The organism is Paraburkholderia phenoliruptrix (assembly GCF_019511605.1).
Classification (GTDB): Bacteria; Pseudomonadota; Gammaproteobacteria; order Burkholderiales; family Burkholderiaceae; genus Paraburkholderia; species Paraburkholderia phenoliruptrix_A.
Genome location: NZ_JAEUAV010000001.1, coordinates 39,464 through 58,368, shown reverse-complemented (window position 1 = coordinate 58,368; position 18,905 = coordinate 39,464). Strand labels below are relative to the sequence as shown.

General features: G+C 66.0%; 14 protein-coding genes. 6 read left to right on the top strand and 8 right to left on the bottom strand.

Translation table 11 applies throughout. From position 1 onward, the window contains the following. Nucleotides 1-55 precede the first annotated feature (55 nt). Genes JNB89_RS00240 through JNB89_RS00230 form a run of 3 tightly spaced genes read right to left on the bottom strand, consistent with a single transcriptional unit; the run spans nt 56 to nt 2,447 of the window. Nucleotides 56-658: a chemotaxis protein CheC gene (locus JNB89_RS00240; RefSeq protein WP_013341148.1), complete on the bottom strand. Its 603-nt coding sequence runs from the start codon at nt 656-658 to the stop codon at nt 56-58. After that, on the bottom strand, nt 651-1,019 hold the full coding sequence (locus tag JNB89_RS00235) for a response regulator (protein WP_013341147.1): 369 nt from the start codon (nt 1,017-1,019) through the stop codon (nt 651-653). The genes JNB89_RS00240 and JNB89_RS00235 overlap by 8 nt, the downstream gene beginning before the upstream one ends. Before the next feature lie 9 nt (nt 1,020-1,028). Then, the gene (locus tag JNB89_RS00230; RefSeq protein ID WP_220360820.1) at nt 1,029-2,447 is read right to left on the bottom strand and encodes an ATP-binding protein; all 1,419 of its coding nucleotides are present in this window, start codon (nt 2,445-2,447) and stop codon (nt 1,029-1,031) included. A gap of 363 nt (nt 2,448-2,810) precedes the next feature. On the opposite strand from JNB89_RS00230, the gene JNB89_RS00225 reads away from it, so the two are divergent. Continuing rightward, a complete protein-coding gene (locus tag JNB89_RS00225; RefSeq protein ID WP_220360819.1) occupies nt 2,811-3,953 on the top strand; it encodes a substrate-binding domain-containing protein in 1,143 nt (380 codons plus the stop codon). A gap of 31 nt (nt 3,954-3,984) precedes the next feature. Continuing rightward, nucleotides 3,985-5,742: an ATP-binding protein gene (locus JNB89_RS00220; protein WP_220360818.1), complete on the top strand. Its 1,758-nt coding sequence runs from the start codon at nt 3,985-3,987 to the stop codon at nt 5,740-5,742. Nucleotides 5,743-5,745: 3 nt separating this feature from the next. Here the strand turns inward: JNB89_RS00220 and JNB89_RS00215 are convergent, their stop codons facing one another. Further along, a complete protein-coding gene (locus tag JNB89_RS00215) occupies nt 5,746-7,320 on the bottom strand; it encodes an alpha-amylase family glycosyl hydrolase (RefSeq protein ID WP_220360817.1) in 1,575 nt (524 codons plus the stop codon). A gap of 48 nt (nt 7,321-7,368) precedes the next feature. On the opposite strand from JNB89_RS00215, the gene JNB89_RS00210 reads away from it, so the two are divergent. The 3 genes from JNB89_RS00210 (at nt 7,369) to JNB89_RS00200 (ending at nt 12,683) form a co-directional block, all read left to right on the top strand. After that, nucleotides 7,369-9,033, top strand: a complete 1,665-nt coding sequence (locus tag JNB89_RS00210) for an alpha-amylase family protein (RefSeq protein ID WP_013341142.1) — start codon at nt 7,369-7,371, stop codon at nt 9,031-9,033. Nucleotides 9,034-9,070: 37 nt separating this feature from the next. After that, nucleotides 9,071-10,417: a PQQ-dependent sugar dehydrogenase gene (locus JNB89_RS00205; protein ID WP_220360816.1), complete on the top strand. Its 1,347-nt coding sequence runs from the start codon at nt 9,071-9,073 to the stop codon at nt 10,415-10,417. Between the two features lie 139 nt (nt 10,418-10,556). Then, on the top strand, nt 10,557-12,683 hold the full coding sequence (locus tag JNB89_RS00200; protein WP_220360815.1) for a DNA-binding protein: 2,127 nt from the start codon (nt 10,557-10,559) through the stop codon (nt 12,681-12,683). 57 nt (nt 12,684-12,740) lie between these two features. Here JNB89_RS00200 and JNB89_RS00195 read toward each other — a convergent pair whose 3' ends face one another. The 4 genes from JNB89_RS00195 to JNB89_RS00180 form a co-directional block, all read right to left on the bottom strand. Continuing rightward, on the bottom strand, nt 12,741-13,070 hold the full coding sequence (locus JNB89_RS00195) for a hypothetical protein (protein ID WP_013341139.1): 330 nt from the start codon (nt 13,068-13,070) through the stop codon (nt 12,741-12,743). 216 nt (nt 13,071-13,286) lie between these two features. Next, nucleotides 13,287-14,063: an endonuclease/exonuclease/phosphatase family protein gene (locus JNB89_RS00190; RefSeq protein ID WP_013341138.1), complete on the bottom strand. Its 777-nt coding sequence runs from the start codon at nt 14,061-14,063 to the stop codon at nt 13,287-13,289. After that, complete coding sequence (locus tag JNB89_RS00185; RefSeq protein WP_220360814.1) at nt 14,060-16,264, bottom strand: VTT domain-containing protein; 2,205 nt, start codon at nt 16,262-16,264, stop codon at nt 14,060-14,062. Before JNB89_RS00185 ends, JNB89_RS00190 begins: the two co-directional genes overlap by 4 nt. A 209-nt stretch (nt 16,265-16,473) precedes the next feature. Continuing rightward, on the bottom strand, nt 16,474-18,504 hold the full coding sequence (locus tag JNB89_RS00180; RefSeq protein ID WP_220360813.1) for a hypothetical protein: 2,031 nt from the start codon (nt 18,502-18,504) through the stop codon (nt 16,474-16,476). 150 nt (nt 18,505-18,654) lie between these two features. On the opposite strand from JNB89_RS00180, the gene JNB89_RS00175 reads away from it, so the two are divergent. Then, a complete protein-coding gene (locus tag JNB89_RS00175) occupies nt 18,655-18,888 on the top strand; it encodes a DUF2795 domain-containing protein (protein WP_135892128.1) in 234 nt (77 codons plus the stop codon). Nucleotides 18,889-18,905 lie beyond the last annotated feature (17 nt).

Below are 18,905 nucleotides of genomic sequence, written 5' to 3'. Positions count from 1 at the left end.
TCGTGATTGATTTCGCGCGACAGCGCCTGTTGCATCAGCTCGCATGAGCGCAGCCTCACAGCGCCTCGAGAAAGTGGTCGAGCGCTTCCTTCATTCCGCGGATCGCCGCATCGGGCAACAGCAGCACCATGCGCGCGCCGAAGCCGCCTTCCTCGAGTGTGAAGTGAATCTCCAGCAGCAGCGCAACGTCCCAGCGCCCGCCGGGCAGCAGGGCGTCCTGCTTCTTGCCCGCGAGCGGCAACAGCGTCGGTTGCGAGAAGCAGATGTGCCGCCCCAACTGCTCGAACACGCTTTGCACGCACGCGCCGACCAGCAGGTTGGTGATGTCGCACAACACTTCGACCTCGGTGTCCGGCGCGCTCACGTCATGGCCCATCAGCTGTTGCAGTTCGCGCTGGCCGTCCTTGCCGACCAGCACGATAGCCTCGCCGGATATGTCGGACTGGAACGCCTGGCGCACGGGCCGCAATTGGCCTTCGTCCTGCGCGCCGAGCGCGGTGCGCAACTGTTCGACGCCGACCAGACGGATGTCGGGCACCGAAAGCGTGACGAATGCGCCCAGCAGTTTGGCCAACGCCGCGGCGGCCTTGCCCATGCCTACGTTGCAGATTTCCTGCAAGGCGTCGCGCTGGTCTTCGTTCAGAGACTGTTCATTCATGGAGACCGTACTCCGCGAGAATCGGCCGGATTGCTTCGGGCGAGACCGGCTTGGAAATGAAGCCGATCGCACCGAGGGCCTTCGCACGCTCGACGGCGCCGCACTGCACGTCCGCCGAGACGACGATCACAAATGTATTCAGGCCTTCGTGCTGGATTGCTTCGAGCACCTGAAAGCCGTTCATGACGGGCATCGTCAGATCGAGAAAGATCACGGCGCCCTTGCCGGCGCGATACAGCTCGAGCGCGCTGGCGCCGTCCGATGCCTGGGTGATCTCGACGTCCCATTCCTCCGGCAGGGAGCGGATCAAGAGTTTTCGGGCGAGTGTCGAATCGTCGACAACCAGTACGGGCAATGGCATAGGTCTACCTCATATGGCTGCCGGCGACTGCGCCGGCAACGCGATTGCATCCAGCGAGCCGTTTGGCGCGAGCGCTTCGGTTCTGCTGGTTTCTTCAAACTGGGTTGCGTCGACAGGCAGCGTGACGCGGAACGTCGTACCTTTGCCGACGGTGCTGTCCACGGAAATCGTGCCGCGGTGCGCGTTGACGATTCCATAGGTCACCGACAAACCGAGGCCGGTGCCCTGGCCGACCGGCTTCGTCGTGAAGAACGGGTCGAAGATACGTTTCAGGTGCTCGGGCGGAATGCCGCAGCCGGCATCGGCGATTTCAAACCACACGTGTAACGGATCGGCGGCGTCCATGCCGGTACGCACGGTGATGGTGCCGCGCGGCGCGCCGTGCTGCTCGTGGTTGGCGCCATACGCCTGCGCCGCGTTGACGACCAGATTCAGCACGACCTGGCTGATCTGCGAGGGGATGCAGCGCACGAGCGGTATTTCGGCGTAGTCGCGCACGAGATGCGCGCAGTACTTCACCTCGTTGTGCACGATGTTCAGCGTGGACTCGATGCAGCGATGAATGTCCGCAAGCTCCCACACATGGGTGCTGTCCACGCGCGAGAAGTCGCGCAGATCGACCACGATGGTGCGCACGCGCGCGAGTCCTTCCTTCGATTCGTTCACGAGCGTGGGGGCGTCGCCGACCAGATACTCGAGGTCGGCCTGTTCGGCGAGCGCCTCAATGTCCTTCTTCAGTGCGGGCGTGGCCTCGCTCACCATGCGTTCCACGTCGGCGGCATAGCGGATCAGCGTCTTCACGTAGTTGTCGAGCGTGTTCAGATTCGACAGCACGAACCCAACGGGATTGTTGATCTCATGCGCGACGCCCGCGGCAAGCTGCCCGATCGCGGCCAGCTTTTCCGATTGCAGCAACTGCTGATGCGCGTGCGCAAGCGCTTCGTTAAGCGAAGTCAGCTGCTCGTTACGCACGGTCAGTTCGGCGAGCGCGCTGGTCACCGCTTTCTCCCGGTCCTGAAGCTCGCCGTAGGCGATGCAGACGTCGGTGGTGTCGACAATCGTGACGCCGACCGCGAACACCTCGCCTTGATCGTCCTCGATTGGAATGAAGCTGCAGTTCTGACGCATTGCGTCGATCGTGCCGGTGATGGGCCGCGAATGCTCGAAGCGAAACAGATACGGGCGGTGTTCCCACGACGAGTACGCCGGTGTGCCAAGCACGAACACGCCCTCGATCTTGCGGCTCAGCCACTGCCGCGGCAACTCGGGAAACGCGTCGAGCAGGTTTTGCCCGACTACGGACTCGGCCGACCGTCCGCTGTGAGAGTGCATGAAGCGATTCCACGTGAGAATGCGCAGCGAGCGATCCACCGTGAAGACCCCGCAATTCACCCGCTCGACAATAGCTTCCGACAGTTTGGTTTTCACCGAAATGGCCCGTGAAATGACAAAGCAGGCAGCGCTCTCATCGCCCGGCCTGTGAGTGTTGCTGCGTGGTGGCCCGGCGTCGCCGCCATGAATCAATTAACGGAGCACAAGGGCTTGGCACGGAGCGGTACTTACCCTGGTTCAGAACGCATGAGTACGAGCGCACGGGCGCGCGTGCACTCACAGCCGCGGCCGACGCTGCCGCGCAAGCGGCCCGCGACCAGGGGTTTTCCGTCATGCGCGGCGTATCAAGCAGGCCGCGAATCCGCCGTAAACAGCATGAAGAGGGACATCTCGCCGCGCACAATCCGGTTGCCTCTACCGGCCGCGAGGCCCATCGTCCGGCAACGTTCAGGAGGAGTCATGCATTCACGCGTTGCGCTCATAGTCACGCTGCTCGTGCTGTGCGGCCTGGGCATGCGCCCCGCATGCGCGCAGAATGCGCCACAGCGCGCCGGTCGCGCGGCAGGGGCCGCGCAGCTCGATCTCGCCGCGATGCAGCGCGCCGTGGATAGCGCGAGCGAGCCGGCGTCGCGCTGGAGCGGGCCGAGGTCGGGCCCGGCGGCAGTGCGCGGCGCAACGATTGCAATCATCAGCGAGGACTTGCGCAACGGCGGCGTGCTGGGCGTCGCCAAAGGCATCAAGGAAGCCGCCAACGCGATCGGCTGGAACACCCGCGTCTACGACGCGCGCGGAACTGCCGCGGGCCGCAGCAAGGCCGCAACGGCTGCGCTCGCGTTGCAGCCGGACGGCGTGATTCTCGTCGGCGTGGACGCAGCCGACATGAAGCCGGATTTGCTGCCGTTCGCCGCGCGCAAGGTTCCGCTCGTCGGCTGGCACGTCGGCCCGGTTGCGGGCGCCATGACGAACGCTCCGGTGGCGATGAACGTATCCACCAATCCGCTGGATGTTGCGCGTATCACCGCAATGGCAGCCGTGATCCAGTCAGGCGGGCGCGCGGGCGTGGTGGTGTTTACCGACGGCAATTTCCAGATCGCGCGAGCCAAGACCGATGCCATGCTCGACGTGATTCGCGCATGCCGCGATTGCCGGCTGCTCGCGGTGCACGATGTGGCGATTTCGAAAAGCGCCGAGCAGATGCCCGCGCTCACCGACGAACTGCTCGCGCAATACGGCAAGCGCTGGAACTATGCACTCGCGATCAACGATATCTACTTCGACTACGCTGCGCCCGCGCTGACCCGGGCCGGCGAACGCAACCCGGGCCTGAGCATGCTGTCGGCGGGCGACGGCAGCGCGGCGGCATTCCTGCGCATCCAGGCGGGCACGTTCCAGACCGGCACGGTCGCGGAGCCGCTCAATCTGCAGGGCTGGCAACTGGTCGACGAACTGAATCGCCTGCTCGCGCATCAGCCGGTTACGGGCTATGTGTCGCCGGTTCATCTGGTGACGGCGGCGAACATTCGCTTCGACGGCGGCTTGCAAGGCCAGTTCGATCCCGACAACGGCTATCGCGACATCTACCGCGGCATCTGGAAGCGGTGACGGCGATGAACAACTCCGCAGGAACGGGCACATGCGCCTAGCGCTCACACGCCTCGCGCGATTGCCGCGCTCGTTGCGCTGGCAATTCACGCTCGCGACCGTCGTGCTCACACTGCTGATCGCGACGGGCGGCCTCACGGCCGTCTACACGCTGCGTGTGACGACGAACGAGACGCGCCTGCTCGCCACCGGCGAGCTCACCCGCATGCAGGCCGCGGACACGCTCGTGCAGCACACGTTGCTGATCGAGCGTGAAGCATCGCGGCTGGCGAGCGCCGGCTCGCTCGACGCGATGCGTGCGAGCTATGCCGACATCCTCAGGCAACTGGAGACTTTCGACCGCCTGTCGGATCGGCTGGCCGCCGCTAATGACGACCTCAGCGTGCTCGACCTTCATCAGGCGAGCCAGTTGTTCCGCAACACGGTGAACATCGTCGCGCAGTTGCGCGAGAGCGAACTGCGCGCGGCCATTCAGCCCGCGCCGCGTGCGGCGGCAGGGCAGAGCGGCGCAGGCGCGCGCGCTGCTTCGCGGCCGCCTGCATCGCGCGATACCTTCAGCGACCGTCTGAGCCAGCAGGCGAGCGCAATGGTGGCGTCGGCGCAGCTTCAGTCGGATCGATGCACGCAGGAGTTCCAGCAGGCCGTGCAGCAGCTCGCCGGGGCATCCGCGCGAAACGAGCGCTGGATTACGGGCCTCGTTGCAGTGAGCCTGCTGTTCGCATGGCTCGTCGCGCATGCGTTTCTCGGCAAGCATGTGCTCGCGCGGCTCGAAGTGGTCAGCAGCAATCTGCGTAGCGGCGAAGCGGCGCAAGAGGCCCGCGCCGCGCGCGTCCTGACGGACCGCGACGAGATCGGGGACATGGCGCGCGCCGTCGAGCAGTTCCAGCAGGACAGACGCGAACTGGCCCGCGCATATGCCGCGCTGCGCGAAGAAAAAATCCGCCAGGAGGCGCTCATCGACGAACTCGCGCAGGCGCACAGTCAGTTGTTGCAGTCGGAGAAACTCGCTTCGATCGGGCAGCTCGCGGCGGGCGTCGCGCATGAAATCAACAATCCGGTTGGCTTCGTGAACGCCAATCTCGGCACGCTGCAACGCTATGTAGCGGACCTCCTGACCGCGCTTGCCGCTTACGAGCGCACCGAGGCCGAACTGATTGCCGAATCGCGCGCCACGCTCGCCGCATTGAAACGCGAGATCGACATCGACTATCTGCGCACCGATATTCCCGCGCTGCTGTCCGAGTCCGTGGAAGGCTTGCAGCGGGTCAAGCGCATCGTGCAGGGCCTGAAGGACTTCTCGCATGTCGACAAGGCGGAAAAGCAGTGGGCCAATCTCGAAAGCAATCTGGATACGACCATCGACGTCGTCTGGAACGAGTTGAAGTACAAGGCGGAGCTCGAGCGCGAGTTCGGCGCGATTCCCGAGCTGGAATGCATTCCGTCGCAGTTGAACCAGGTGTTCATGAACCTGCTGATGAACGCGGCGCAATCCATTGAAGGGCACGGCCGTATTACCGTGCGCACCGGTCATGACGAGAGCACCGTGTGGGTCGAGATAGAGGACACCGGCCAGGGCATCAAGCCGGAACATCGCGACCGCATCTTCGACCCGTTCTTTACCACGAGGCCGGTCGGCACCGGGGCTGGGCTCGGCCTGTCGATCTCCTACGGCATTGTCCGCAAGCAGGGCGGGCGCATCGAGGTGCGCTCGCAGGTCGGACAGGGCTCGACCTTCCGCGTGATACTGCCGAAAAGCCCCGCAGAGGCGCTCACGTCAAGCGGCGTCTAGCCGTCAGATCGAGGCGATCAACGCCTCGGCGGGCGCCAGACGGTTCATGCCGTTGACGAGCCGCTGGCCGTCGCGGCCTGGCAGCGTCGATAACAGCACGATGCCTGCGGGCGACTGCACTTGCGCATCCGCTGCACCCATGTTCAGCGCAATCCACAAACGTTGGTTGCGGTAATGCCGCTCGTAAGTAAGCACGTCGCCATAGGCGGCGACATGCTCGATCGAGCCTTGCACGAGCGCCGCATTGCTGCGCCGCAACTCCAGCAGCCGGCGATACAGCGACAACATGCTCGACGCGTCGCCGTCCTGGGTTTGCACGCTGGTTTCGGTCGCGACTGGTAACCATGACCTGCCGGTTGTAAAACCGGCATTGGGCAGCGCCGCGTCCCATTGCATCGGCGTGCGCTCCGGGTCGCGCCCTTGGCCGATGCCTGGCTGACGCAGTTCGGCCGGGTCCTGCACCTGATCCGGCGAGATCACGCCGTCCGTCATACCTAGCTCGTCGCCGTAGTAGAGCGTCGGCGTGCCGCGCAACGTCAGGAGCAGCACGGCGGCTACGCGTGCCTGCGCGGCGCCCACGCGCGAGGCGACGCGCGGATTGTCGTGGTTGCCGAGCACCCAGTTGGGCCATGCGTGTTCGGGCAGCGCGCTGTCGTAATCGGCGATCATGCGGGCGATGTCGCCTGCATGCCATGTCGCGTTGAGCAACTGGAAATTGAACGGCATGTCGGCGCCGTCGCCGTTCGCGCCGTAATAACGAACCAGTTGCGGCACCGGCAGGTAGATTTCGCCGATCAGCACGCGCTCGCCGTAGGCGTCGAGCGTGGCGCGCATCGAGCGCACGATCTCGTGCACCTCAGGCTGGTCTTCGGTGTAGCGCTGCACTTGCAGGTGATGGTCCGGCTGGCCGGGCTCATACGCCGGGTTGGGCGGGTTGTCGCGGAACTGCGCGTCCTTGATGAGCAGCCACAGCACGTCGACGCGAAAGCCGTCCACCCCGCGATCCAGCCAGAAGCGCAGCACGTCGTCCATCGCGCGGCGCACCTGCGGATTGCGCCAGTTCAGGTCCGGCTGTTCGCGCAGGAACGCGTGGTAGTAGTACTGGCCGGTTCGCGCGTCCCATTCCCACGCCGAACCGCCCATGCGGCTTAGCCAGTTGTTGGGCGGGCCGCCGTCGGGCGCCGGATCGCGCCACAGATACCAGTCGCGCTTCGGATTGTCCCGCGAGGCGCGGCTTTCCTCGAACCAGGGGTGGCGGTCCGACGAATGGTTGGGCACGAAATCGAGCAGCACCTTGAGCCCCAGGTCGTGGGCCCGGTCCACTAATTGCTTGAAGTCGGCAAGCGTACCGAACATCGGGTCGATGTTGCAGTAGTCCGCGACGTCGTAGCCGAAGTCGGCCATGGGCGACGGATAGATGGGGGAAATCCATACGGCGTTCACGCCCAGCTCGGCGAGATACGAAAGACGCGAGGTGATGCCCGCGAGATCGCCGATGCCGTCGCCGTTGCTGTCCTGAAACGAGCGCGGATAGATCTGGTAGATCACGCCGCGTTGCCACCATGCCAGTTCCGACATTGCAAGTCCTCTCAACGATCGATTGTCAAGGCGCGAGGCGCGGATCGCATGCTCAATGACCTCTGGTACAAGAACGCCATTGTCTACTGCCTCTCGGTAGGCACGTTCATGGACGCCGATGGCGACGGCGTGGGCGACTTCAGGGGCCTGTTGCGCCGCCTCGACTACCTGCAAGGCCTCGGCGTGACGACGATCTGGCTCATGCCGTTCCAGCCTTCGCCGGGCCGCGACAACGGCTACGACATTTGCGACTATTACAACGTCGACCCGAAATACGGCACGCTCGGCGACTTCTCCGAATTCACGCATGCGTGCCGCGAACGCGGCCTGCGTGTGATGATCGATCTGGTCGTCAATCACACGTCCGATCAGCACCCCTGGTTCAGGCAAGCACGCAGCGATCCCGGCTCGCAGTATCGCGACTGGTACGTGTGGTCCGACCGCCAGCCGCCCAATGCAAAAGACGGCGTGGTGTTTCCCGGCGTGCAGAAGTCCACATGGACTTTCGACAAGCAGGCAAAGCGCTGGTATTTCCACCGCTTCTACGACTTCCAGCCCGACCTGAACACCAGCAACCCATACGTGCAGGCCGAATTGCTGAAGATCATGGGCTTCTGGATCCAGCTCGGCGTGTCGGGGTTCCGCATGGACGCCGTACCCTTCGTGATCGCGACGAAAGGCCCCAAGGTGCGCAAGCCGGTCGAGCAATACGACATGTTGCGCGCGTTTCGCGAGTTTTTGCAGTGGCGTCAGGGCGACGCGATCATCCTCGCCGAGGCCAACGTACTGCCCAATACGGACCTCGACTATTTCGGCGACGCGGGCGAGCGTCTGCAGATGATGTTCAATTTCCAGCTCAACCAGAACACCTTCTACACGCTTGCAACCGGCGATACGGCACCCTTGAAGAAAGCACTGACGGCAACGAGGCCGCGTCCGCCGACTGCCCAATGGGGCGTGTTCCTGCGCAACCACGACGAGCTCGATCTGGGCCGCCTGACGCCCGAGCAGCGCGAGGCCGTGTTCGCCGCGTTCGCGCCGGAGCCGGACATGCAGCTCTACGAGCGCGGCATCCGCCGCCGCCTCGCGCCGATGCTCGCCGGCGACAGACGCCGGCTCGAGCTCGCATACAGCCTGATGCTGACCTTGCCCGGCACGCCGGTCTTCCGTTACGGCGACGAAATCGGCATGGGCGACGACCTCAGCCTGCCCGAGCGCGAATGCGCGCGCACGCCGATGCAATGGTCGACGGAGCCGCACGGCGGCTTCACCAAGAACCCCAAGCCGCCGTGCCGCGTGATAACAGGCGGCGCTTATGGCTTTGAGAGAATCAACGTGGCGACCCAGCGGCGCGATCCAAATTCCATGCTGAACTGGATGGAGCGCATGATCCGCATGCGCCGCGAAGTGCCGGAGATCAGTTGGGGCGACTTCGAGGTGTTGCGCGTATCGCGCGGCGATGTGCTCGCGCTTCGTTACGACTGGCGCAACAACTCGGTGCTGTGCCTGCATAACTTCGGCGCCGAGGCCTGCACGGTGCGCTTTCGCTCGGGCTGCACGGAGCCTGGCCAGAACCGGCTCATCAACCTTCTCTCGGACGATCACAGCGAGGAGAACGACGACGGCCGCCATGCGGTGGTGCTCGAGCCTTATGGATACCGCTGGTATCGCGTGGGCGGGCTCGACTATCTGCTAAGACGCAGCGAAATCTGAACAAGCCCGTGAATTTGCCAACCTGCGAGACCATGCAATGAACAAGCTTTACGCCGGATTGCGCGAGGCGCGCGTGGGCGCCGTAGCGGTGCTGTTCGCGCTCAGCCTCACGGCCTGCGCGTCGACTGCCGAAGATATCGGCGACACCGGGCTCGGCCCCCACCCCGAACTGCCGGCGCCGCAAACTTCGCTACTGCCGACCATCAACATAGCGCCCGTGCAGAAGCGCGCGAGCGAGAACATGCCGACAGCTCCGGAAGGCTTCACGGTGAGCGCCTTCGCTACCGGTCTCGAGCATCCGCGCTGGCTCTACGCGCTGCCGAACGGCGATCTGCTGGTGGCCGAAAGCAATGCGCCAGCGCAGCACGACGAGCACCAGGGCATCGTCGGCTGGTTTCGCAAGCAGGTAATGAAGCTCGTGATGAAGCGCGCCGGCGCGGGCGTGCCGAGCCCCGACAGGATCGTGCTGCTGCGCGGCGCCGGCAGCAGCGCGCAAAGCCGCAGCGTGCTGATTGCGGGCCTTCACTCGCCGTTCGGCATGGCGCTCGTCGGCGACTCGCTGTACGTTGCCGATACCGACGCGTTGCTGCGCTTTCCGTATCGTCCCGGCGACACGCAGATCACGGCGGCCGGCGAGAAGGTCGCCGATCTGCCGGCAGGGCCCATCAATCATCACTGGACCAAGAACGTGGTGGCGAGCCGCGACGGGCAGCGCCTGTATGTGACGGTGGGCTCGAACAGCAACGTCGGCGAAAACGGTCTCGAGCAGGAAGAGGGCCGCGCGCTGATTCTCGAATACACGCTCGCGACCGGGCGCTCGCGCGTGTTCGCCTCGGGACTGCGCAATCCGAACGGCATGGACTGGCAACCCGAGAGCGGCGCATTGTGGGCCGCCGTCAACGAGCGCGACGAACTGGGCGACAACCTCGTGCCCGACTACATGACCGCGGTGAAAGACGGCGGTTTCTACGGCTTTCCCTATAGCTATTACGGGCAGCACGTCGACACGCGCGTGAAGGCGCAGCAGCCCGACAAGGTGGCGAGCGCGCTCACGCCGGACTATGCGCTCGGCAATCACACTGCGTCGCTCGGACTCGCGTTCTATACCGGCAGGAGCTTTCCGCAGCACTACTGGGGCGGCGCGTTTGTCGGCCAGCACGGCTCGTGGAATCGCAAGGAACCGAGCGGCTACAAGGTCATTTTCGTGCCGTTCGCTCAAGGGCGACCCGTCGGCATGCCGGAGACTTTCCTGAGCGGTTTTCTGAGCCCCGACGGGCATGCATGGGGGCGGCCCGTGGGCGTCGTGGTCGACAGGGCGGGCGCGCTGTATGTGGCCGACGACGTGGGCAACGTCGTATGGAAAGTCGTCTACGGCGGCAAGTGAAGACGCGCGCTGTCGGTGCTCGCGCGCGCGGCGCGACGCGCCGCCGCGAGCCCGCGGAATTGCCCGGTAAAATACCTGCCACTCACGACGGCGCGGAAGGCTCGGTTCCCGCCTGCTTACTTTGAATCTCGAGGCGTTCATGTCCATGGAAACAGACACCGTCACCGACGAACGGGTGGCTCAAATAGCGGACCGCATGGCCGGCGAAGGCAAGAAGGTGTCCGCGCTGGCGATCTGGGGGGAAGTCCGCAGCGGTTCGATCGTCGCGGTGTCCGCGGCACTGGAGCGCTGGCGGCAGGCACGGCAGCCCGCTTCGGCGCAGGCGCCTGAGTCGGTCATGACCAGCTTGCCGGACGACGTCGCGCAAACCATGCTGAGCGCCGCCGGCGCGCTGTGGGCGAGCGCGCGCGAGGAAGCCGAGCGCGTCGTCAATCAGCGGCTTGCGCTGGCGGGCGGCCACGCGGATGCGCTTGCCGCCGAGCGCGACGAGGCGCTGGCCGAATACCAGAACACGCTCGCCGAAGCCGAGTTGGCGCGCGAGCGTGTCGCCACGCTCACGAACGCGCTGAGCATTTCGGAAGAAGCCCTGAATCGCCTCGCGAACGAGCAGCCGGCGCTGCGCGACCGCGCGAAGGCCGCCGAGGACCGTGTTGCGGAGCTCGAGGAACGCGCGGCGGCAGCCGAGTCGCGCGTCGCGCAAACCGAGGAGCGGGATGCCGCGAGCGAGGCGCGCATTGCCGAGGCCGAGGAGCGGGCGGCGACTGCACAGGCGCGGGTCGCGGAGTTCGAGCAACGGGCGTTGGCTGCCGAGGCGCGCGTGACGGAGTTGGAGGAACGCGCAGGGAGTGCGGAAAGCCGCGTTGCGGAGTTCGAGCAGCGGGCGTTGTCCGCTGAAGCGCGCGTGACGGAACTGGAGGAACGCGCAGCGAGTGCAGAAAGCCGCGGCGCGGAGTTCGAGCAACGGGCGTTGTCCGCTGAAGCGCGCGTGACGGAGCTGGAGGAACGCGCAGCGAGTGCGGAAAGCCGCGTTGCGGAATTCGAGCAACGGGCGTTGTCCGCCGAAGCGCGCGTGACGGAACTGGAGGAACGCGCAGCGACTGCAGAAGGCCGCGGCGCGGAGTTCGAGCAACGGGCGCTGGCTGCTGAAGCTCGCGTGACGGAGTTCGAGGAACGCGCAGCGACTGCCGATGCCCGCGTTGCCGAGTTCGAGCAACGCGCGACGGCCGCCGAAGCGCGCATTGCCGCAGCCGACGAGCGCGCGTCCGCTGCCGAAGCCCGGCTGCAAGCCGCTGAAGCCGCGTCGGCTGAAGACAGTCAGGCGCGCGAAGCGTTGAGCACCGCGGCCATTGCCAAAGACGAAGAGATCGCGCGCCTCGTCGAGGAACGCGACGCCGCGCGGCAACAGGCCACGGCGCTCGGCGAGGCCGGTCAAGCGCACGCGCGCGAAGTGCAACGCTGGGCCGAGGAGTCGAGCGCGGCGTCGTCGCGTGCCCAGGACGCCGCAATGCAGGCCAGCGAAAACCTCGCGCAGCTCGCCGCGTTGCAAACCGAGTTGGACCAGGCTCGCGCGGAACTGGCGGCCGAACGCGACGCGCATGCGGCTCGCGGCGACGAAGCCTCCGCTTCGCGCGCCGAACTCGAACGCGTGCAGCACGAACTGGCCGGCGCGCGCGAACAGCTTACGCAGATGAGCGAAGCGAACGCGGCCGCCACTGCTGAGACCACCCGCCTCGCGCAAGATGCAGCGGCGGCTGCAAGTCGTGCGCAGACGGCTGAACAACGCGTGGCGGAGCTCGAGCGTCGGCTTGCCGAAACCGAAAGCACGCATGCGCAGCGGCTACAGGAGCTTCAGCAACAGAGCGCGTCGGTGGAGACGCCGTCTCCCGAGCAGGAGTCGAAGGAAGCCGCGATGGCCGAGGAACTTGCGTCGCTGCGCCGTCAGATGGCCAGTCAGGCGAAGGCGCACGAAAAGGCCTACGCCGAATTGCGCACGCTTGCCGAGCAATGGATCGCGCATGCGAAGGAATTGAAGCAGCGGCTTGGCGCGACCAATCAGAAAGTGACGTTCCTCGACGCGCGCAGCGCGGCCGAGGTCGCGCTTTTGCGCAGGCTCTCGTCGGAACTGGAACGGCTCAAACCCGACCACGATCTGATCTCGCGCGACGCGCAGCAAAAGCTCATTAGCGCGACGCTCGCGGAACGTCTGGAGCAGAAAGGGTATCGGTACGATCCGGCCACTGCGGTGATGTCGAAGATCGACGCCTGACGGCTTCGCAGGTCTGCGGGTTTGCCGCTTTGCCGGGCAGGCGCAAGCCGCCGGTGTTCAGAGCGGCTTCGGCGGCGAGCCCGCATCGTCCACGCTATGGCTGCCGGCGCCGGGCGCAGAGCTTGGGTCGCGCAATTGGGTCTCTTTGGAATCCTTCGGCACGACCTTGTCGGCGTCTTTTTCGTCGATGGCGTCGAGCTGGTTGCCGCCCGGCGTGCGCGGCGTGCCCGGCGCGGGCGAAGGGATCGGCTGCGGCTGGGCAGGCCCCGGGCCCGACAAGCCTTCACGCGAGGGCGTGGACGGCGAGGGCGGCGCGGCAGGCTCCGGGGTCGCGTTGGAACTCGGGTTGGAAGCCGGGCTGGAAGAGGTGTTTTGCTGCTCGGTCATGAGTTATCTCCTGGCTGGGGGCGGTAGCGAACGGCATTTCGCGCGCGAACTGTCGGGCATATGCGGTACGCGCGGTACACCCGCTACACGAGGCGTACATAGCGCACGCGGCGCATCCCACATACTCAGCACGCGCCGTTCCAACATTGCCGTCCCCGCGTTCAGGTATGGCTACATGACAGCCAAACCCGCAGAACGAACCGGCAAACCGCGCCTCTAGCGCAGCACACGCGCGACGAGCGGCAGATGATCCGATGCAATGCGCGCCGGCCGGCTTTTATCCACCTGGATATCGACGAGCCGTGCGGCCGGATGCACCCACACGCGGTCGAGCGCAAAGGTCGGAAACCGCGACGGAAAGGTGCGCGGCGCCGCGACCCGGCCAAAACGCGTGAGCAATGCCCGCATCGGCCAACCCCAGACAAACCATTCGTTCAGATCGCCAAGCAGGATCACCGGAAGCTCGGGCGTGTCGAACGCTTCGAGCAGCAGCCTCACCTGCGCGCGGCGTTCGCGCGCCGACAGTCCGAGGTGCGTCGCGACAATCCGCATCAGGCCGTTGCCGGTGTCGATATCCACGTCGAGCGCCCCGCGCGCCTCGCGGCTGCCGAACGAAAGATCCAGCGTGCGGATGGCGCGCACCGGCAGGTTGGTGAGCACCGCATTGCCGAAGCGCCGGTCCGGGCCGTCGAGCGTCGGGCCGGGCACCGCATGCATGCCCGTCAGGTCCTGCAATTCGCGCAGTATGTCGATGCTCGCGGCACCGCCCAACGGCACTTCCTGCAACGCCACCACGTCCGCGTTCAGGGCCGAGATCACCTCGGCGATGCGCGCCCCTGAGCGCTTGCCGTCCGTGCCCACCGCGCCATGAATGTTGTACGTGACGATGCGCAGCGGCTCGCCCGCATGGCTCGCGTGTGCCGGCCGCGTCTGCACGCGCGGCGCGGGTTGCGCTTCTTCGAGGGCGACGGTTTCGTTCGCGCGCCCGCTCATTGCCGCCTCATCAGCATGCGCCGCAACACGAGCGACATCGACACCAGCGCCACGCCGATAACAGCGACGAGCAGCAGCGAAAGCGGCGTCGGATGGCGCACCGCGCTTACCAGCTGGCGCGCGAAAGAGGTCGCGAGCACCACGCCCGGCGTCATGCCGATAGCCGTGCCCGCCATGAAGTCCCTGAAGCGGATATGCGAGGCGCCCGCCGCGAGATTGACAATCGAAAACGGCGCGACCGGCACCAGCCGCAACAGGATCACGGCAACCAGTCCCTTGCTGCGCAGGCGCTCGCTCAACTGGTTCAGGCGCGCGCCGGCCAGCTCGCGCACGGCGTCGCGGCCGAGCCAGGCGCCCGCGGCCCAGCCCGCCGCCGCGGCGATCAGCGTGCCGGCGAGCGCATAGGCGGCGCCCGCTACCGCGCCGAACACCAGACCCGTTACGGCGATCAGCAAGGTCACGGGCACCGAGAGCAGCGCGGCGAGCGCGTACATCGCCACCACCGCAAGCGGGCCGAAATGCGTGGCGGCGAGCCGCTGCGTTTCGGCGGTGAGCTTCGCGAAGCTCAGTTCGTGGCCGAACGGCGTGAAACGCCACGCAATGGTCAGGGCGACGACGCCGAGCGCGAGCGCGCCGAGCACCAGCAGTTTGGCGATCACCGGGCGGTGCGTGGGCTCGGGCAGAAACTGCGCGAGCAGTTCGTTGGCCGCAATCGGCGCTTCTGGATCGAGCACGTGAACGCTGTCGGCAATGTCGCGCAGTTCGGGCGGCACCTCGGGCGTCAACGGTTGCAGCGTGCGCGCGGAGTTGCCCTTCAGGCTCGCAATCGCCGCGTTCAGCCGGCCATGTCGGGCGAGCGCCTGTTCGACGTCGGTCTCGCTCGAATCCAGGTGTTCTGCGAGCAGGCGATTGCGAATGCGTGCAATCGCGGCCTGGCGCTGCGGATTGTCGCGCCCGTCGATCACGATGCAGCACTCCGAATCGAGCACCATCGAGCGATTGTTCAGATTGGCGCTGCCGATCACGAGCAGGCGCTCGTCGACGATCATGATCTTGCTGTGCACGTTGATGTACCGCCCGTTCGGCGCGTCCACGGCAGGGGCGTACATCGCATAGCGGCCGTTGCTGTCGGCCGCCGCGAGCAGCTTGTGCAGACGGGCGCGCAACACGCCCATCGTCGCCTCCTGGAGCCAGCCGCTCTGGCGGTAAGGGCACACCACGGCGAGATCGGGGCCGTCCGGCTCCGCAATACGTTTTTGCAGCGCCGAGCCGACCGAATTCGCGGTGAAGTACTGGTTCTCGATATAGATGTTGCGGCGCGCGGCGGCCACGGCGGCCAGATGCAGCGCCTTCACCTGCTGGATGGCCGGCCTGCCGTCGTAGGCGGGTTCGGTGAGCGAAATGCCGAGGTCGACGTCGACGAAATCCGGTTCGATGTCCGCCGGCCACAAATCGGTGCGCGGCGGCGGCTTGCCGTTGAACGGCCGGCCAGCCTTGCCGCTGCGGCGCGAGCGGCGCCAGCGCTCGCGCGCCAGATGCGCGATGGCGGCGGCGGCCGGGCCGTCGAACATCAACTGGGCGTCGTGCATCGGCTCGTAGCTCGTCTTGCCCAGGTTCTTGCGCAGCGGATCGTCGGGCCGATGCTCCGGCGTGTCCCAGCGCGAACCGGTGAGGTCGATGCCGCCGGTGAACGCGAGGCTGTCGTCGATCACGACGATTTTCTGATGATGCGACGCGCCAAGCGGATGCCGTCCATCGAGCCGGAACCACAGACGCCGGTGCGCGTGCCAGGCCGGCTTGTAGGAAGGCAGCCACTCGCGCTCGAACGCGTAGAGCATTGCGAAATCCCAGCCGAGCAGGTAGATGCGCAGGTGCGGATTTTCGTCGAGCACCGCGCAGAGGAATTCGGAGAGCTTGGCTGGAAAACCGTCATCGACGCCGCCCGGCACCAGTTCGATACGGCTGTCGATATCCCAGCCGAGTATGAAGACGGAATGCCGCGCGCGCGGAATCATCTTGCGCAGCACCTCGTAATACGAGGCCGCGTCGATCAGCACGCTCGCACGATGCGCCTTCAGGATCCATTCGCAAGTGGAGCTCGTGTCCATCACCTCGCCGTCGTGAACGACGGGCGGCGCGTCGGCGGTGTCGCGCGACGGCGGATCGAGCAGGGCGGGTTGCATGGGGTCGGGTTCACGCATATCGATTCGGCAGAAGTCAGTGGCAACCGGCATGCAAATGCCGTTCCACGGACCGCCGCAACCCCGCGTCGCGTGGCGCGTGACAGCGCTTGTCGCTTGGTCACGCGCCGCGCGGCGTGTATTTGCTCTACGCCGGTTGAAATTTTTCGCCGACGTAACGCCGCAATCGTCAGACGATGCGAGCTACGTCGGCGTGAGGCGCTACGCCCTCAAGGCGTGCCCGCCTGGTAGCACGCCTGCGTGCCGCCCGTCTGGTAGATGAGCCGGAAGCCGCTTGTGGAACTCGCGTTGGCGTGCTTCGAGGCGAGCGTCAGCCAGCCCTTGCGAGTCGGCGGCAAAGGCTTGATCACGTAGTCGGCCAGATGCGGGTCGCTCGCGACCTGATCCGCACCGACGATGCGGCGCACGTGCGACAGGCGCTCCGCATACCAGCCGAGGAAGGGCCGATACGCAGGACCGGCGTAGTGACTGTCGATGATCATCCACGGATCGTGCCCTGGCTGACCCAGGTTGGCTGCGGTGTCGGTCGGGCCGAGTAGCGCGAGGAAGTCGCCGCCCAGGCGCGAATCCGGCTGGCCTATGCGGCTCAGGTCGTACTTCGCGCGGTCCGCGCCCGCCTGCAGGTCGCTAAAGCGCTTGCCGGTCCACGTAATCACGTGCGCGAGCTTGTAGTCGGCGGCGAAGCTGCCGCTGCCCACCGTGTCTTTTTGCGTGATGTAGAGCAGGTCGCCCGGCAGCAGGTATTGCTCCATGCTCGACAGATTGCCGCGATTGATGTCGAGCAGCACGCCCGTCAGCGGGTCGGTGCCCGAAGCCGGCGTGCTGCATGCCTGCACCCCGATTGCGCCGGACAACTGATTGGTTGCGAGCCCCGCGAAGTTGTACACCCACGACGTGAAGTTCGAGCAGTCCGCGCCGTTCCACATGAGCGCCGTGCCGATCACAGCCGGCGTTTGCGCGGTGGAGGTCTGCACGCTTTGTGAACCGTCGGCGCCGCGCTGCGCGGTGCAGGTCATTTTCGGCGAATGCGGGTCGGACGAGCCGCCGCTCGTGCTGCCCGCCGACGAATCGCGATAGTCCGTGCTCGCGGTGTTTTCCGGCGGCGTCCAGCCCGGTATGTGGTGGTGGCAGTAGTTGAGATTCTGGTCGACCCAGTAGTTCTCGATCGCCATCACGAGTTCGCGCCGGAACGTGTCGAGATTCGTGCAGGCCGACGGCGCCGAGATCGTGCCATAGATCGCCGCATGCGGGCCCCACGTGCTGGTGGTCGGATAGGTCGACCAGTTGCTGCTCGTCATGCCCGGTACGAGCGACGCCTGCACGCTGTTCTTGCGGCCCTCGAAAAGCCAGCGGTTCTGCTCGAGCAGGGCGACGCGGTCGCCGCAGGCATTGGCCGACGCGCTTGCCGTCTGCGGGCCGGATGCCGCGGTGGTGCCGAGCATGGAAAGCGTCGTGACGCCCGAGCGGTTAAGCGGATTCGCCGCGAAGTTCGCAGCGCCGCTGCTGATATGACAGGTGTCGTCGGCGGGAGCGGCGAGCGAGCCGTCCGCGGCAACGTCGCCCGCGCCCGCGTGACAGGCGGCGAGCGTGTCGCCTTTTGCGGCCTGCGCGACGATATATTGGACGCTGGCCGCGACGCTTGTGTCGTTGTCGGCCCGGCTTTGCGACTCCGCGCCAAGCGCGAGCGCCATGCGGTTGCCATCCGTGAGCGCACCGGCAGTGGCGCCGGGCGCGACGAACGCGGGCGCCGTCTGCTGCGGATCGATGCCGCCGAGGAACGCGGACACGCGCGCCGATGCTGCTGCCACGTTCGACGCGGTGAGGCCGCCGGCTGCCATCGCGTCGGTGACGACGGCGGTGGAATAGGGCGTGATGACCATGCTCGACGGTTCGCGGACATATACCGCCGTCAACTCAGTCTGGCCGGCAGAGGCGCTCGCGCCGGTCGCTTCCTCGGTGTAGCTGCCGCCGCTCGCGCGCACCAGCAGCGGCCAGTGCAGCGCGCGCGGCAACACGAAGTGACCATTGGCGTCCGTGACGATGGTGGCAACGGGCGTCGCCGCAGCGTGTCCGTTCGCGTCGATCGCATAGGCCGCGACGTTCGCGCCCGCAACCGGCCCGAGATAGACGCTGCCGCTAATGGAAGGCTGCTGGTTGGCTGCACCGCCGCAGCCGGCAAGGGTAATCGGCAACACGGCGAGAAAGGCGGTAAAAGCGCCCGGTGCGCGCAGAAAGTGCATGGTTGTCTCTGTAGGTTCGCGTGAATCTGTCCTGGAACATCGACAAGATTAACGGCAGCTTACATAACAACTTGATGCGGAAAAACGAGCGCGGCACACATTATGCGAAATCACGGTGACGAAGCATTTTTCACCGGCAAGGAGATGAATATGGCTCAGCATCCCGCTCGCTCGCAGAACCACCGCCACCCCGACGAACCGCGTCCGGACGAAATCGCGCGTGCGCTGGAAGGCGCGCAGTTTCCGACCACGCGCGACAAGCTGGTCGAACTCGCGCAACGCAACGGCGCGGACGGCGAAGTGCTCGCCGTGCTCAAACGCATGGGCGACCGGAACTTCGACAGCGTGTCGGCTGTCGTGCGCGAAGCGTCGAACGCGGAGTAGCGCGCATCGCGCAAATC